Genomic DNA, 15,767 nt, shown 5'->3' with positions numbered 1-15,767 from the left:
TCACTAGTTTGTCATCCCGTAGTTCACGTCAGGCTCTCGTCGCGACGATTCTCAACGCCGATATAGCTCAGTTGGTAGAGCAGCGCATTCGTAATGCGAAGGTCGTAGGTTCGACTCCTATTATCGGCACCATACTACCTATTTTAACGTCTCCCTAAGTCTACTCAAACATCCTTTAAACCCTTATAATACGTGGTTTCATGGCCCTTATTGTCTCTGCTCGTCTACTCACGTTCACAGAAATCTACGGTGAGTTGGGGGGATCAATGGGGGTATTCGCTGTTCGGTCTAAAGGAGATACCCCCAGATGAAGCTCAATGCCAGACAGGTCAAGACTGCCAAGCCAAAAGATAAACTCTAGTATGTGCTTGCGGTGCACGTTGGCTTGTCGTCATCAGATCAATTATTTTTCCTGTGGCGGTATAATTTTCCCTATCTGACACAAGCTGTCAGTGAGTGATATTATATTTCTGGTCAGACGTCGGAATTTGTAGGCGTTAAGATTTTAGTTTCCGATTTTTTAGCCGTTAACTATTACTGGCAATAAATTTGAAAAAATTGAGCAGTGGAAAAATAACCCCCTGTGACGCCTGTTAATGTCTTTTGAGACGGCTTTTTCTTGGACAAATAATGAAAGACAACACGAGCAAAAAATACGAGCTACTTATCGAACGTCTGTGTGAAACGTTTGGTGCTTTATATCAGGGAAAGGTGATCGATAGATCATGGCTCTGTGAGAAATTTGGTGTAACGGAGCGCACGGCGTACCGTGATTTAGCCAGGTTGTCGCATCTTTTGGAGGAAGTCTCAGTCGGCGCTACAAACTCAGCGGACATTTGCTTCCCGCATTGCATACTGGCCACCTCGCCGAGTTTGCCAGCTTTGCTGGCGTTGCCCACCTCTTTCCTCATAACGATGGGCGATCGCTACGTAACCAAATGAAAAAAGGCGAAAATATCACTATTCACGGGGCAGGAGGCCGGGATAATCGCCAGTTTGGCGAACTAATGAATACGCTTGATAAAGCCATTACCGCCTGCCACACAATAACCTGCGACTATCGCGGTAAATCCCGTGTCATTCAACCCTACCGCCTGATTAACCACTATGGGCTATGGTACCTAGCCGCAGTAGATGAGGGGCTCCTGAAAGCGTTCGAGCTGGCTCGCATTGAACGACCAACTGTGACGGATAAATCTTTTTGTACGAACCCTGCAGTGATACAGGAACTCAATGAAACCATCGGCATTCGCTTTGGCAAGCGTCTTGAAGCCACGTTGTGGGTTTCCGCTCATGCAGCCACTTATGTCACCCGACGCCCGCTTTTCCCTGAGCAGCGCGTTGTGCAAATTCACCCGGACGGAAGTCTGACGCTTATCACCGAGATTAGCGATAAGCACACACTATTTCGCTGGCTACGCTACTGGTTACCCGATATTCGCATATTGTCCCCGATTTCGCTGAAGGAGGCGTTCAGTACGGACTTCTGTGCGCGTGCGGCAACTCATGCTGAAAGTGAACCGACCATTGTTTTACGCTAATGAGAGAAAAAATGAATACTGCAGAAGACTTTAACCGCCTCTATACCGATGTTTCACGAAATATTCAGCAAACGCTGGCCGATATTGCCAAGCTTAATGTTGAGAATGAAGACGGTAAACAGCACATGAACGCAATGACTGAGAAACTGCAAATTTTGCAGGAGAATTTCAATCAGAAACTATCTTATTTAGAAAAACATGCCGAGTGGGATAAGTTCACCCTTGCGTTCTTTGGCGAAACCAATGCAGGTAAAAGCACGATTATCGAGTCCCTTCGTATTTTATTTGATGAAGAATCCCGCCGACAGTTACTGCAAAAAAACCACAACGACCTGGATAAAGCCGAGCAGGAACTACGTGAAACCTTAGAGCAGTTGCGTTCTAATTTAGGGGAGGTTTATTCCGATGTAGTGAGTAAAATCACCGATATCAGTTTCTCCGTAATGCGTCTAACGCAAATAATCGACAATGAAAGTACCCTGCGTCTGAAAATAGAAGGCGAGGAGAGTAAAGCGCGTCTGCAACTTGAACAAAATGAGAGCCAATCGCGCTTGAAAATTTTGCAGAGACAAACCAGTGCAAAAGCTCGTTTAACACTGCTTATGACTGCGATTGCTGGCCTTGCTATCGGTTCTGGCGCGGTGATATTGGTTAACATGCTGGCGGGGCAATGAGAATGAGCGATGCATTGTACCTTCAGGATGATATTGCTGAAAATGCTGCCACCTCCAGGCAAATGGAAAGGAAATCATCGCTCAATATTCAAGGTGTACTGGAAAAAAACCTGTCGCGCCTTATTCAGTCGGTCATTAAGGCCGAGAAATTAAAAAACACGGCAAATCGAGTAGATGGGTTAATTATTGGTACTGGCGAGGCAGATTTTACCAAAGGGAATACTCGTTATACCTTACATATTGACGATAAAACCTTTCAACTGGTAGACGTGCCGGGCATTGAGGGGAATGAATCGCGCTATGTGCATCAAGTGAAGGAAGCCATCGCTGAAGCGCACATGGTGGTTTACGTCAATGGGACCAACAAAAAGCCGGAAACGGCCACCGCCGAAAAGATAAAGTCCTACCTTGAATACGGCACGCAGGTTTATCCGCTTGTAAACGTACGCGGTTTTGCCGATGCCTATGAGTTTGAGGAGGATCGACAGGATCTCGCGCAACAGGGCGGAGCTGGAGAAGCGTTGCAACAAACCCTTGGCGTGCTTGCGCCAGTGTTGGGGCCGGATGTGCTGCTGCCCGGAAATTGTGTCCAGGGGCTGATGGCTTTCTCCGCGCTGGCTTATGATGACGTTACGCTGAGTACCACCATTCATCCCTCTCGGGATCATAATCTCGCTGCACAGCAGAAGCGCTATTTTAAGCATTTCCCCAGCCGTCAAGAGATGTTGGATTTCAGTCAGGTGAACGCGGTTGCGCACGTTATTAGAGGTAAGGTTGCCACCTTTCGAGAAGATATTGTCGAGAGCAACAAAGGTAAAGTGCGTGAGTCGCTTGGCCAGTATTTGCAGGTTCTCGTGGAACAACTCGCCAGCCATCGAGCGTTCCTGAAAAATACAGAACCGGAATTTGAAAAATGCCATGTAGCGTTCAGAAACGCGATTGCCACGTTTGAGCGCCGAATTGTGAACAATCGTCGTAACCGTTGGAACACCTTTTTTAATGAGTTGATGGATAAAAGCGACGATATTGTTGAAGACGATTTTGGTGATAGCGATGCGATCTCCCGGCGTATTAATCAGGAATTTAAAACGCGACGTACCCACGTCGAACAACTGATGCTGGAGGATACCGAGGAGGGGGTTAAGGCGTTGCAGGAGCAGATGCTTCAGGCGGTTACTCGTCTGCTGGAAGATATTAAGCATGTCGAGTTTCAGCAACGCGTCAGTTTTGATCGTCATGGTGGGTTCGATTTTGGCAGCGATATTGAACTGGGCTATGACCTTGGGTTAGGTGATTTCGGCTCAATGGCCTTTAAAATTGGCAGTTATGCGTTAACTGGCGGTACGATCGGCAGCGCATTTCCCGTCATTGGTACGGCCATCGGTGCCATCGCAGGGGCGCTGGTTGGCGTGGTCATGACTGTTGTCGGATTTTTTACCAGTAAGTCTTCAAAAATTCGCAAAGCTCAGGGAAAAGTTCGCGACAGGCTGGAAAGTGCGAGGGATAAGGCATTACATGGCGTCGATGATGAAGCTAGCAAGTTGGTTGAGGCTATTGAAAAAGAGCTTCAGGGCAGCCTGCTACAGAAAGTGAACGAGATGCACACGGCATTGCAGCGGCCAATTTCGATTTTCGAAGAGCAAATCATGCGAATCACAAAACTAAAAAATCAACTGGAGAAGATGCCTTATGGAACAATTCAAACAGTTCAGTATTGAGAAGCAGGCTGCAATTGGCTCGCTGCTAAAACTGCGCGGCATGCTGGAGACTCTTGGTGAGATGGAGATGGACGTCGGCGACGATCTGCAAAAAATCTCGTCTGCTATTGCTTCCGTTGAATCTGACGTTCTGCGCATCGCCCTGCTGGGGGCATTTTCCGATGGAAAAACCAGCGTTATCGCTGCCTGGCTCGGTAAGATCATGGAAGATATGAACATCTCAATGGACGAGTCTTCCGATCGGCTTAGTATTTACAAACCGGAAGGGCTGCCTGGCCAGTGTGAAATAGTGGATACGCCGGGACTATTTGGCGACAAAGAGCGTGAAATCGACGGTAAACAGGTGATGTATGAAGATCTCACTAAACGTTATATTTCCGAAGCGCATCTTATTTTTTATGTTGTTGACGCTACCAATCCGTTGAAAGAGAGCCACAGCAGCGTTGCTAAATGGATACTGCGCGATCTTAACAAGCTTTCGTCAACCGTCTTCATCATCAACAAAATGGATGAAGTCACCGATTTGACCGATCAGGCACTGTTTGACGAGCAGGCGGCGATAAAAAAAGAAAATCTCAAAGGAAAATTGCAGCGTGCCGCTAACCTGAACGCAGCGGAACTCGATCAACTCAATATCGTCTGTATTGCCTCTAACCCGAATGGCCGCGGTCTGCCTTTTTGGTTTAACAAACCAGAGCATTATGAGAGCCGTTCACGTATTAACGATCTCAAAAATACAGCCGCAGATATTCTGAAAACCAATGTCCCCGGGGTGCTACTGGCGAAAACCGGCATGGATGTGGTGAAAGATATTGTTAACCAGCGCGTAACGCAGGCTAGACAGCAGCTCAACGAACTGAATACGTTCGTCGAGAAAAATGACGAAGATGCGTTACGCTTCAGAAACGATATCACCCAGAGCCGTACAGAGGTTAAGCGCCTGGCAGGTGAACTGTATGAAGAATTAAGGTTGATGGAAAACCAGCTAATGAGCCAGTTGCGTCCGCTGGAACTGGAGGATATTCGCCCCTTTATGGATGACGAACTAGGGTATACCGAAGAGGGCGTAGGCTATAAGCTCCACCTGCGTATTAAGATAGCGGTAGATCGCTTTTTTAACCAGTCTACCGCGGTGACGCAGCGTCTGTCGGACGACATTACCCGCCAACTGAACTCCAGTGAAAGTTTCTTAAGCAACCTCGGTGAAGGTGCGTTTAAATCCCTCGGCGGAGCCTTTAAAGGTGTGTCTAAAATTAGTCCAGCGACGATCAAAACTACCATTTTTGCCGCGCGTGACACCATTGGGCAATTAACCGGTTATGTCTATACGTTTAAGCCTTGGCAGGCAACCAAACTGGCTGGAGGCATTGCTAAATGGGCTGGCCCTGCGGGTGCCGTATTTACTATCGGTTCCGATCTCTGGGATGCGTATAAAGCGCATGAGCATGAGCGGGAAATCAGCGAGGCGAAAGAATCGCTTGGTAAAATGATCAAAGATCCGTTTAAAGATATCTATGACATCTTGAGCTCGGACGAGAAAATGTTCGCTTTCTTCGCGCCGCAGATTCAGAACATGGAAAAGGTCATTTCCGATCTGACGGAGAAAAGCAACGCCATCCGGCAAAGCCAGCAAAAGCTCGGTTTACTTCAGGGGCAGCTTGCACAGTTAAGCCTGCCAGTTCCAGATCAACAGCCAACCTAATTTGTGGGCCGCGATACTGTCACGTGGAGATGTGACGGTATCGCGGGTGGTGGCATTACCAGCATATTTATCGTGATGTTAGTATTTATCTCGACGGGTATACATATGCTCCCCTTCTGCCAACCGGTTGTGTAGCCCGCTTTTCATAAGGCTATCTCATACTTAAGGGGCATCCACTATTGCTGGATTACGGTCACTTTTCATTCATTATTTTTAAATGACGAAGAAAATATCTCATCAATAAAAGGAACCGCGTCCATAAGTTTCTCCATCGCATTATTAAGCGGGGAAAAAATTTCATGATCCGCAGGGAAATAACCATATTCTTGCCAACATTCGGCAAGCTGGTTTGCATTTAATAATACTGGGAAAAAGAATTCACCGTTTGCCAGATCATCAAAGCCTAAAGAGCGAAGTTGCTCGCGATGAAGGGGATTAATATTCTTTACAAACTCAGTGAATTTCCGTTTCCCACCAAACAACTCTATATTAACCTTAAAGCGAAAACCAAAACTGGCTTGTTCTGTACCGACTCCGGTAATTACTGCCAAATAGTAATCAACTTCCGAAACCGTTGTATTATGGGTTTCAAAAAAATATTTCGGTACATCTGTTATTTGTTCCCAACTCTTGGGTGCTAGCCAACAATACTCTTTTTGCCCATATTCAGCTTCACCCTTCCAGTTATTCTCCTTTAAAAATCGATCGACACATTGGTCAAAGCCTTTCCAGAAAGCACCATCAATTTGGTTTTCAAATACGACAACGGCTTCATTAAACATTTTTAACTGAGATAGAATCATTGCGCCCGCTTGACGCTCGATATCACTATATTGAGTCATATTTTTATCCTTGATTAAAATTGGCGCATATGTTCAAGAAAACAAAATGCAGCATGAGCGGCCATCTGCTTCGTTGGTGACATATTTTTAGCGATAAACGTGTTTCGGTAATGTCCCTGCATTGAAGATTCTAATTTTGTGGCAAAATTTCGCCAGGAAAGGCAAGAGATATAATGATTGGTCTCAGTGTCACCACTGAGAGGTTTACCACCATGTGGTGTTAAGAAAACAACAGCCCAAGGACGCCCACCCGCCCGTTTCTCCGCATCCTGGCAATAACGTGCTATTTGCTGATCCTGCTCGTAAGCATCGATTTTTACCTCAATCAGTAAAAAGAAATTGCCAGCATCTATTTCAATATCAACACGATTGCTACTATCTCCGTTGGGGATGGTTTCAACATCCACCCAGCAATAACGTTCAAACGTTGAAGGAAAAATAGTATTTTCTGATGTTCGTATCGATGTCAACAACGCATTTAATGGTAGCGCACCAAAACCATGTGTTCCCTCTGGGTTAAGTAACCACGCGAGTACGGCAGAATTACGAACCTCGTTTCGTTTAAGCCCTGCTATATTCCAAGGGTCAAAAGAGAGTGAACGATGCTGTACCGCCTTAAGCGGTTCTGCCAGGTTACTGAAAAAGTGTTTTAACTGGTCTGGATCGATATTGATCTTGTTTTCCGGCGTTTTCCCTGTATTCACAATACCTTTCGGCCATTGCTTAAAAAAGGCGGGTAGCCAATCAACCAATGTGGTATTTATTATTTCCATACAAACAACCTTATATTTCTTAAAAGTGAAATTCGCCACTTACCAGATAGCCATCCCCACTGACTTATCTATCAAGCCATGAATTATGATTTTTCTGGTAATACGAAACGCACTTCTATACGACGCTGACGTGCATCTTCTGGCGGGACTCCAGGGATCGGCTGAGAATCGCCGTATCCAGCGACAATCACCCGACGCGCAATGGCTGGGGCAAGATCGCCCACGATAAACTTACGCGCTTCCCTCGCACGAGCCGCCGACAACGTGAAGTTGTCGTCATACACTGTGCAAAAGCTCTCAAAGTTCGTCACCGGACGTGTGACCGGTAAGTTATCGGTATACCCTTCAATAAATACCTGTCCGGTGCTGAACTCGTTGAGAAACTGCACCACCTGTGTTTCGATCGTGGCAAAAGCCTGATTGGCCTGCGCTGCGATGCATGCACTCCCTCGATTAAATACACCGTCACGCAAGGTGATTTTTTGTGAGTTCACATCCAGTGCCACCAGCCCTTCATTTGCAGTACCGTTAAGTGACGCTTTGATATTGCCCAGCATCTCACCGACTTTCGCACGCTGTGCGTTGGCCCCTTGTTCCATTTCTTGCTTATGCTTGATATCTGACCAGGTTTTCTGTAGTACCGACATCACTAGCAGCAACATCACTACCGCCATCACACCCGACATCAGGTCTGAGATGGAGACCCACTCATTCGGTTTATCTTTCATGAGTTATTCCCTTAGGCGGCGTCGTTGACCGTATTTAATGTCACCAGCGTTTGATCAAGGCTTTGTAACGTAGCGGCCAGCGGTTTCAGGCTTTGTTCAATTTGCTGAGTTAAGCGGTCTCGTTCAGGTGAAGAGAGGGTTTCACGAATAACGCTCAGCTCTTTGAGGGCATCGATCAGCCGGTCATCCAGCGAAGAGAGAGCCGTGGAGGCATCCGCGCTGCTCAGCGTCTCATCACGTAATAATTCAATATTGTGTACCAGTTTAATGATACTCGCATTGATGGTGTCCATACTTGGCTGCAAAGGACTATGTTTCTGCATCGCTTGCAGTTGGCTTACCAGTGCTTCGATTGCGAGTACGTTTTTCTCGCCAGACTCGGTCATCCCTGCATAACGGTTATTCAGGCTTGCTACCTGCCGATTGCTGCTGGATACCGCAGTAAGCCCATTAACAATTTGCTCACGCAGATCATCAACCAGCTTCGTCATGGCAATCACTTTTTCGTTCAATGTTTCACTGGTGATCATGAACTCACGCTGGGCGTCGCGTTGCGTTTTCATCGATTGATCGATAGAAACACGCACTTCGCTCATTGTGGTGCCAACGTTTTGTGAAAGATCGGAAACTGCATGGGAAATACCATCCGTAGCATTTGCCATACTGGTGGATATTGAATCCATATTCTGACTAAAGCTTTCACCCATTTGATTAATGGTAGAACCCAAATCGTTTTTCACCGTTCCTAACATATCGGTAATACCTGAACGGAAATCACCAATTGCACCCTGTAGGTCTCCGGCTGAATCGCCCATTTCCTGCGCAGCATGAGCCATTTTCTCTGCTGATTGCTGTATGGCGGTAAGGTTATCGCTATTGGCATCAATAAAGCGTTGTAACGATTCGCGCGTCGTCGCTAGTTCAGCCAGTTGCTGCTGATTTAGCTCCGCTTGAGTCTGACTGCTTGTGATTAACTGTTGCTGTGTGGCCTGCAACACATCGCTGAGTTTTGCCAGGTGATTTTCACGGCTCTTATCGTGTAACGATGCTTCATGGCCTTGATCTACGAGAATCTTTAATAAAGGCTCTAGCCCAGAGTGCAGCGTTTGTAGCGATTGGCGTGTTGCTTCCCCTTCACGCCGAGAGCAATCCAATCCTTCTTGTAATGTATTAAGCAGTCGTTGCTGAGCCTGTTCATGTTCGATACGTTTATTCTGCCGAGATAGTTCAAACGCTGTTTTCATCTTCTGTGTACACCAGCGTAGGCGTTTCTCGTCATAACCTTTGACGGCAACCCAAGTCTTTAATATCAAAAATGCGCTGATCCCCCACGTCGATGTTTTGAACTTTGTCCCTAGTCCTTCCATCATTCCCATTAGGTTGGACATGGCGCTATCCATCCCTGCGGAATTTGCATCGATCAATATGTTCGATGCCTTATTCAGCGCAATGCCGAGACCAAGGAATGTTCCCAGCAGCCCTAGAATTAGCAAAATCCCAGGCATAATATCAGCCATTTTTTCGGCTGGGCTGGCGACAACTTCACTGATCTCATTCACTGAACCATGTTCAACATCCAATGCATCTGTAGATTCTGAGGAGACGTTACCCTGCCATTTATTTTCCCAAAACTGGACGTTAGCCTGGCGTGAAAGCTGCACGATAGTTAAAAGAACCAGAGACAACATCACTCCGCCAAAAAGCAATTGAATGATGTCGAACTCTGGCAGGAGAAAAGCGAAAAATTCATGAAATGTCATGCTGCCACCTCAACTAGCTTACTGGCACGTTCACGGCTGGCTTTTTCAAAAATATTGGCAAAATCGATAATCAAACTTTGTTGCTCACTATCAAGTTCTTCCCAACGTTTACCAAACTGCGCACATTCAATGATCACCATACCGACGGCACTACTGTCTTCCATCAAATACTCCTGACCTTCAAATGCCTCTGGTTCTTTTTCTAACATTTGCAAAAAGCCTTCTGCGGCAAAAACATAGTTGCGCATTTCATTGGTATGTTTACGTTTTGCTTCCATCTTGGCTTGTTGCTCAGGTAAGCGAGCTTCAAGCTCACTAAGCATCCCTACCTCTTCTTCTTGAAGATCGTTGAGGCGCTGACCGATCTGTAAACGGCGCAGTAATACCTGCTCTTTGGAGAGATCGTCATTTAACGATTTCCACTCATTTTCCATGTCTTGCAGGTTATAGCCCCAGGCCATGATCATTTCTTCAAAGACAAAAGGAATGAGTTTCTTACCGAAACGCGCCATCACCACGCGATCAAGGCGCTGTGTTGCTTCATCGCTTAGCTGGGGATTGGGATTCAGCAATTCGTTACCGGTTTCAATCAGGAACAGATCGTCATCGGTTATCGCATTAATATCTTGTGCTCGCGTCAGATGTTGTTCCGTATCTTTCAGTAGCTTCTGCGATGCGCGTAGCCGGAGGTAATGCTCGAAATCATTAATCTGGATGTTTTCTAACACATCCTTAATTTTTGTAGAGAGTTGAGCATAGAGGGTTATCAGGCTAGCGAGATCAACGGCACTGGCTGCTTCACCACGCATTTGGCTGCGGGCTTCACGTAGCGCTTCTTCATGCTCACGAGCTTCATTCATTTCTTCCTGAGTGAGGAACAAATCTTTAAGCTGTTTGGCTTTTTTTATTGCCCATTCAATGGCTTTACTAATGCGTTTTGCCAACTCACTTTTGTCCCATTCAACTAACAGTCCAAGCGCTTTATCAAGAGCTTGCAATGCACCGCCAATCCATGGGAATTGTGGTAACACCTTTGCAGCCAGTTTTGCTGCGTTTTGCACGATAGGGCGGATCACATTACTGATAAACGGTTTTACCTTTTCCCAGACACTTTTTACATTTCCTACAAAGGTCTCCGCTTTTTCAGCCATCCAGGAAATGGTTTTTGCTGCTGTTTCTTTGACCCCATCCCACACTCGTCCCACCGTGCTTGCCACAGAGCTGACTGTATTACTGACCCAGCTCACACAACTCGAAAGCCATCCCATACTTATCTCCTATTGTTTTTATTGAATACCTAATAATTTTTTTGCCGTGCTGACTTCACTCGCTGTACGTCCTGAATGCGTGGCAATCACCTGATGAGAAGCAAAAACTTGTTCGATGGCACTGCGCAAGTGATTGATACTGAGTTGCGGCGTTATTCTCTCCTGTTCGGCTTCCAGCAACACTTTAGGCAGAGCAAGGCGCAGACAAGTACGAATTTCGCGACCGGCAAGCCCTTCGGAAAGCTCGCTGGCAGCTTCTACCAATGTTTCTCTCGTCTGAGATAAGGGGATTTCCGCAACCAAAAATTTGTTCCAGAGCTGCTGACGCGCTGGCAGATCAGGCAAGGTAAATTCAACGTGATAACCGATGCGACTGCGAAAGGCTTCATCATAATTTCGGGCAAAATTGGTGGCAAAAACGACAATCCCTTCAAAGCGTTCCAACTCAATCAGTAAGGTGGAACGCATCGCGTTTACCTCATTGTCGACACCCTGTGTGACGGAAGAGAGTCGTTTGCCAAGTAGCGTGTCGGCCTCATCAAAAAAGAGTAACGCGCCAGTTTCCTTTGCTTTGGCAAACGATGCCTGAATATTCTTAGCCGTTTCCCCCATAAACTTACTTTCCAGCTCAGCAATACCTAGTGCAATAAAAGGCATGCGAAGTTGCCCTGCCAGTGCTTCAGCGCACAGGGTTTTTCCCGTTCCTGGCGGACCATAAAAATTAAGAATGGCGGTTCTTCCCATCGGATCGACACAGGAAAAATTCCACTGCTGATAGATAGTTTGATGAAAGCGGAGGCGAGCCAGACATTCATCCAATGCAGTACGTGTGGATTGCGATAAGATGACGTCTTTATCGAGGGTGAATCGCGGGTTTTGTATTAACCCAATTCCTGAGCCTGCTTTATTACCTTCTCCACGCTCGTGCGAGGATAAGGGGGCTCTGGGGGGCGCGGGAGCGTTACTTTGTGCTGTCATGAGTCTTTCATCCATGGAAAGAAAGGAAGTACTTAATAAAGTTAGCCTGCTAAATGTTTAGTATTGAAATTTCCAGGCTAATTATTACTAACAATTTGACTTAGGAGTTATCGGCTAAAATCTTAAGCACTTGAGTAAAAATCGACATGCATTGTCGCGTTTACGCTACTGTTGAATTGTGCGTTTTTTCTCCTTTTTAGGGGAGGGCTTTTTATTTCTATGCCATCAGACAGTTTGTAATGGTGACAATCAACATTGCTGTTAATTTGTGAGATTTTCATTATTAGCATAAAAGTATAAAGGTCGCTGGTATCATACTTTCGATAGATACTTTGTTTTATATTACTTACTGTTTTAATGCTTTCGCTCATTGTAATTGCGATTGCCGCCGTAGTTTTTCCCTCTAGCCAATATTTATAATATAAACGTTCGCGAGAAGTTAATGCTACTTGACTAAATTCACATCGTTTCAATAAATATGAACGAATTGTTCTTATTATTTTCTTTAGTGGTGTTGATTTGGAGAGTAAAATAATTTTTCTCGATACAGAAATAGGGGGGTGCTTTCGTGCATTCAAGACGATAATAAGAGCGTATTTTCCCTCATGAAAATATTCTTGATAATCACTTATATATAAACCAACATCAAAAACTGCAATGTGAACATTCGTATTTAGCTGATTCCCAAGGCATTCAAATGCACCACGAGTGAACGCACAGCGACTAAAGATATCAACATTCATAACGCAACCTTTACAAATAATGGTCTGGAGTTTTTAAGAAAATATGCGCAGATAAACTATCTCTAAAAGATGGCCTTACCATTACATCTTTTGGGTTTGTCTGGTAATGATTTTACAGAGTGTGGCGACAATCTATGTCGCCATATGAACAGAAAAAGGGGGTTGACACATTAGATGACGTAATAATTAATGACTACTACTTTCTCGACTCATCATTAAACAAAAAACCCTCACCGACTTCTTGTGAAACCCGTTTCCGAATTTGATGAATTATCATGATGGACGGGATGGTTACAGAAAATGCAGGGCCACTAAAATATGTCACACCAGAACCTAATAAAGACACGGCCCCTACAAATTGCCCAACAATAGGAATAGAGCCCGCTGCGATGCGACCCGCAATAAGTGAGCCTATTGACAATAGCGCACTTAACGAAAGAGCGGAATAATGTAATGCACCCTGAGGAATTTCTCCTGTTTTAGCTAAAATCTTAAGATAATCTATTTTTTCTTTCTCAGAAGACGTTTCAAGTTTTTCCCGAATAATAGATACAATTTTTGCATAGATGGCTTCCTCTAAGGAAATGAACCCAAGGTTCTCACGTTGAGGAATGCCCAATTTTTCAGCAGCATCATCCAGTATTTCTCGATAGCAAACGCCATGTCCCCTGGCTTTGTTAGCAACTGAATCTCCCCCCATCAGTTGGAGCTCGTTTGTTAATGCTACAGCATTGGTTTCATTTTTTTGTATTGAAACGCTTTTCCTCTGGCACAAGAGCTCTGCAAGTATCTTTTTTTCCTGCCCATTTGCGTGGCACAGAGGTAAGTACAATCCAACATCCTGCACAGCAAAAGGGTTCACAACTTGACTTCCCTGTGGGCCCAAAGGAATGAGACTGTGCGTACTCGCCTGATCCAAATTCAAGTAATTGATAATACCATTCAGATTATCCCAATAGTCCATGTGGCCAAGCCAGTGAAAGGCATGGTTTTTTACTCTCTCAATACTATCGGTGGGTGCTTTAATAGGATGGCGGCCAATACATTTTTCTAGGTCAGGTTTGATAAACTGTAATATTCTATCTCCGTCAGAGTGGATATTAAAAATAGAGCCGGATATAATATTCAATATTACCTTACACTCTTTCGTCTCAAGCGGACGTGCCCCTCCCATAAATACAACATTATTTACATTGAGGGATTTAAATTCATTGGGGAGCTGAAGAAATGTTTCAATGATCATTCTGGCACCTAGCGAGTGCCCATAAAAATTCAATTCTTTATAGGTTGTTTTTTCTTTTTTTATAAATACCTTTAGTTTTGAAAGAAACTCATTTGCCTGTTTAGGTATACTTTTCTCTGTATTTAGATAGCTATTTATAGCATCCCATGTGAGACTGGTTGTCGCCCCTAATGCCGCAGCAATATTCAGCGTGGCGTAACCCGCCAATTTCTTATAATCAATATCCTTGGCATTTCCTGCTGGCCAAAACATAAAGGCATTTGTGGTATTACTAGCACGAAGAGGAACTTTTTTCTTCAGTTCTTTTTTTTCAGCATAGCTGGTAACAGCAGAATACCCGTGAATATAAATATTTAGAATGTCCCCGCGAGAGGCATTACAAAAATCAAAAGAAATCTCACTCCTAGCCATGATCACCTCAAAGAAAGAAATATAAATCAAGTAATCCTATTATTTATACATCTGAACCATTCGTTGAACTTTTTTCCTAATAGCCTCAACCCATTCACTGGGTTGGTAGACACGGATATTGTCATTAAGCCCTAAAATCCACCACAGTGTTTCACGGTCGGGGGAAATATTCGCATACAGACGTAGCCAATCACTGTTTGGCAAGGGTTCCAAGCGCTGAGTATGACTAAGTGGCGTTTCGCGCAGCAACCAAGCTATTTGAGGATGAATATCGGCAATCAATTCAACAAGGGGCTCAGAATGTCCAGATGTAAAAGCACCAGAAGCAATGTAATCATCAATATTGAAATCATCATATCGATCTACTGGCTCATTCAATACTTGTGCCTGAAGAATACGCTGTAAAGCAAACTGACGTAGATCGCTATAGCCATCAACAACCCCGACAACATAGCTAATAGAATGGCGGGCAATGACCCCTAAAGGCTGAATGCATAACTGTTTAGACTCACCTTTACTCCTGCTGAGATAACTGATTTGAAGTTTATTTTTTTGCATCAACGCGGTAGCCACTTTCTCCCAAACCGCATCATCTATCTCTGCAGGAAAAAGTGTCTTACCATTCGGCAATGCTCGTACACGTTCCGCCCAACGGGTGAGGTTATTGTGCTCTAACCCTTGTAGCTGCTTATGCGCCATACCGAAATGAGGCCGGAGATGTTGCAGTACACCAGGCGGTAATAACTTCTCCAAATAACTTTCTGCAAATACGAAAGCCAGCGCTGTTGAAACATCCAGTGCAGGAAAATCGAATTGAGGCATCTCTTTTGGAAAGCTCCATTGATAAGGGCGCTGGCTCTCATCGCAAAGTAACGGGAAGTCAACACCGAGTCTGCCAACAAGATCCCGTTGTAATGTGCGCAGGTCGATATCAAATTCCCGGTCTTTGAGTTTTTGCAATAACTCGGCAGTTGAAATGCTTTTGGGCTCGCGAGGTATCAGGCGAAGCAGCGCCAAATGCCGAAATAATCTATCCTTAGGTTCTGACATAATGCTGTGTTAATAATATTTGATTTATTGTAGTAATTCGGCAACATCTATTATGAATATCATGTGCCACCATGTGTAACCCATCTTCCAGGCTACATTAACTTCAATGACGAGACTGGGCTTGTTCTAGCTCTTTTTTCAAATTATCTATCGCATTCTGGCTCTTCATCAGAAGAACCCCAACAGTAAGACCGATAGCAAAGCTGAGCAATTCTTTCATAGTAAGTTCCTCATCTAATGGGTTACCTTTCGAAGACTACATTTACTATGTTAAAACGACAATCTGCGTCGCTAATCGCTGTTATCCCAGATAGACATGTCTGCCAGATCAACGCG

The 15,767-nt window shown here is 44.9% G+C and carries 14 protein-coding genes and 1 tRNA gene; 6 read left to right on the top strand and 9 right to left on the bottom strand.

Going from position 1 to position 15,767, the window contains the following annotated elements:
- Positions 1-56: 56 nt before the first annotated feature.
- The 6 genes from E2566_RS16350 to E2566_RS16330 all read left to right on the top strand — a co-directional run bounded on the left by E2566_RS16350 (position 57) and on the right by E2566_RS16330 (position 5,635).
- Positions 57-132: transfer RNA gene (locus E2566_RS16350), tRNA-Thr, on the top strand.
- Positions 133-630: 498 nt separating this feature from the next.
- Positions 631-942: a hypothetical protein gene (locus tag E2566_RS21900; protein WP_240618623.1), complete on the top strand. Its 312-nt coding sequence runs from the start codon at positions 631-633 to the stop codon at positions 940-942.
- Positions 939-1,541 (top strand): WYL domain-containing protein, encoded by a 603-nt coding sequence (locus E2566_RS16345; protein ID WP_240618624.1) that lies wholly within the window; start codon positions 939-941, stop codon positions 1,539-1,541. Before E2566_RS21900 ends, E2566_RS16345 begins: the two co-directional genes overlap by 4 nt.
- Before the next feature lie 11 nt (positions 1,542-1,552).
- The gene (locus E2566_RS16340) at positions 1,553-2,215 is read left to right on the top strand and encodes a hypothetical protein (RefSeq protein WP_107169128.1); all 663 of its coding nucleotides are present in this window, start codon (positions 1,553-1,555) and stop codon (positions 2,213-2,215) included.
- A 2-nt stretch (positions 2,216-2,217) separates the two neighbouring features.
- Entirely contained in the window at positions 2,218-3,933 is a 1,716-nt protein-coding gene (locus tag E2566_RS16335) for a DUF1269 domain-containing protein (protein WP_240618625.1), read from the top strand.
- A complete protein-coding gene (locus E2566_RS16330) occupies positions 3,905-5,635 on the top strand; it encodes a LeoA/HP0731 family dynamin-like GTPase (protein WP_107169129.1) in 1,731 nt (576 codons plus the stop codon). The genes E2566_RS16335 and E2566_RS16330 overlap by 29 nt, the downstream gene beginning before the upstream one ends.
- A 200-nt stretch (positions 5,636-5,835) precedes the next feature.
- Here E2566_RS16330 and E2566_RS16325 read toward each other — a convergent pair whose 3' ends face one another.
- The 9 genes from E2566_RS16325 to E2566_RS16285 form a co-directional block, all read right to left on the bottom strand.
- The gene (locus E2566_RS16325) at positions 5,836-6,477 is read right to left on the bottom strand and encodes a hypothetical protein (protein ID WP_107169130.1); all 642 of its coding nucleotides are present in this window, start codon (positions 6,475-6,477) and stop codon (positions 5,836-5,838) included.
- A gap of 14 nt (positions 6,478-6,491) precedes the next feature.
- The gene (locus E2566_RS16320; RefSeq protein WP_107169131.1) at positions 6,492-7,250 is read right to left on the bottom strand and encodes a PDDEXK-like family protein; all 759 of its coding nucleotides are present in this window, start codon (positions 7,248-7,250) and stop codon (positions 6,492-6,494) included.
- 83 nt (positions 7,251-7,333) lie between these two features.
- The gene (locus E2566_RS16315; protein WP_107169132.1) at positions 7,334-7,978 is read right to left on the bottom strand and encodes an OmpA/MotB family protein; all 645 of its coding nucleotides are present in this window, start codon (positions 7,976-7,978) and stop codon (positions 7,334-7,336) included.
- 11 nt (positions 7,979-7,989) lie between these two features.
- A complete protein-coding gene (locus E2566_RS16310) occupies positions 7,990-9,738 on the bottom strand; it encodes a coiled-coil domain-containing protein (RefSeq protein ID WP_107169133.1) in 1,749 nt (582 codons plus the stop codon).
- Positions 9,735-10,889: a hypothetical protein gene (locus E2566_RS16305; RefSeq protein ID WP_133169856.1), complete on the bottom strand. Its 1,155-nt coding sequence runs from the start codon at positions 10,887-10,889 to the stop codon at positions 9,735-9,737. The genes E2566_RS16310 and E2566_RS16305 overlap by 4 nt, the downstream gene beginning before the upstream one ends.
- A gap of 135 nt (positions 10,890-11,024) precedes the next feature.
- Positions 11,025-11,984 (bottom strand): ATP-binding protein, encoded by a 960-nt coding sequence (locus tag E2566_RS16300; RefSeq protein WP_107169135.1) that lies wholly within the window; start codon positions 11,982-11,984, stop codon positions 11,025-11,027.
- A 122-nt stretch (positions 11,985-12,106) separates the two neighbouring features.
- Positions 12,107-12,727, bottom strand: a complete 621-nt coding sequence (locus E2566_RS16295; protein WP_107169136.1) for a LuxR C-terminal-related transcriptional regulator — start codon at positions 12,725-12,727, stop codon at positions 12,107-12,109.
- Positions 12,728-12,923: 196 nt separating this feature from the next.
- Positions 12,924-14,381, bottom strand: a complete 1,458-nt coding sequence (locus E2566_RS16290; RefSeq protein ID WP_107169137.1) for a DUF726 domain-containing protein — start codon at positions 14,379-14,381, stop codon at positions 12,924-12,926.
- Between the two features lie 39 nt (positions 14,382-14,420).
- Positions 14,421-15,431 (bottom strand): helix-turn-helix transcriptional regulator, encoded by a 1,011-nt coding sequence (locus E2566_RS16285; RefSeq protein ID WP_107169138.1) that lies wholly within the window; start codon positions 15,429-15,431, stop codon positions 14,421-14,423.
- Positions 15,432-15,767 lie beyond the last annotated feature (336 nt).

Source organism: Pectobacterium punjabense (assembly GCF_012427845.1).
Lineage (GTDB): Bacteria > Pseudomonadota > Gammaproteobacteria > Enterobacterales > Enterobacteriaceae > Pectobacterium > Pectobacterium punjabense.
The sequence above is the reverse complement of the archived record's forward strand: the minus strand, read 5'-3'. Positions and strand labels throughout refer to the sequence as shown.

Bases quoted from the DNA above. Each gene is read 5' to 3' on its own strand.
- E2566_RS16335 (WP_240618625.1), top strand. From the start codon at position 2,218: ATGAGCGATGCATTGTACCTTCAGGATGATATTGCTGAAAATGCTGCC.
- E2566_RS16340 (WP_107169128.1), top strand. From the start codon at position 1,553: ATGAATACTGCAGAAGACTTTAACCGCCTCTATACCGATGTTTCACGA.
- E2566_RS16345 (WP_240618624.1), top strand. From the start codon at position 939: ATGAAAAAAGGCGAAAATATCACTATTCACGGGGCAGGAGGCCGGGAT.
- E2566_RS16290 (WP_107169137.1), bottom strand. From the start codon at position 14,381: ATGGCTAGGAGTGAGATTTCTTTTGATTTTTGTAATGCCTCTCGCGGG.
- E2566_RS16300 (WP_107169135.1), bottom strand. From the start codon at position 11,984: ATGACAGCACAAAGTAACGCTCCCGCGCCCCCCAGAGCCCCCTTATCC.
- E2566_RS21900 (WP_240618623.1), top strand. From the start codon at position 631: ATGAAAGACAACACGAGCAAAAAATACGAGCTACTTATCGAACGTCTG.
- E2566_RS16320 (WP_107169131.1), bottom strand. From the start codon at position 7,250: ATGGAAATAATAAATACCACATTGGTTGATTGGCTACCCGCCTTTTTT.
- E2566_RS16325 (WP_107169130.1), bottom strand. From the start codon at position 6,477: ATGACTCAATATAGTGATATCGAGCGTCAAGCGGGCGCAATGATTCTA.
- E2566_RS16315 (WP_107169132.1), bottom strand. From the start codon at position 7,978: ATGAAAGATAAACCGAATGAGTGGGTCTCCATCTCAGACCTGATGTCG.
- E2566_RS16285 (WP_107169138.1), bottom strand. From the start codon at position 15,431: ATGTCAGAACCTAAGGATAGATTATTTCGGCATTTGGCGCTGCTTCGC.
- E2566_RS16295 (WP_107169136.1), bottom strand. From the start codon at position 12,727: ATGAATGTTGATATCTTTAGTCGCTGTGCGTTCACTCGTGGTGCATTT.
- E2566_RS16330 (WP_107169129.1), top strand. From the start codon at position 3,905: ATGGAACAATTCAAACAGTTCAGTATTGAGAAGCAGGCTGCAATTGGC.
- E2566_RS16305 (WP_133169856.1), bottom strand. From the start codon at position 10,889: ATGGCTGAAAAAGCGGAGACCTTTGTAGGAAATGTAAAAAGTGTCTGG.
- E2566_RS16310 (WP_107169133.1), bottom strand. From the start codon at position 9,738: ATGACATTTCATGAATTTTTCGCTTTTCTCCTGCCAGAGTTCGACATC.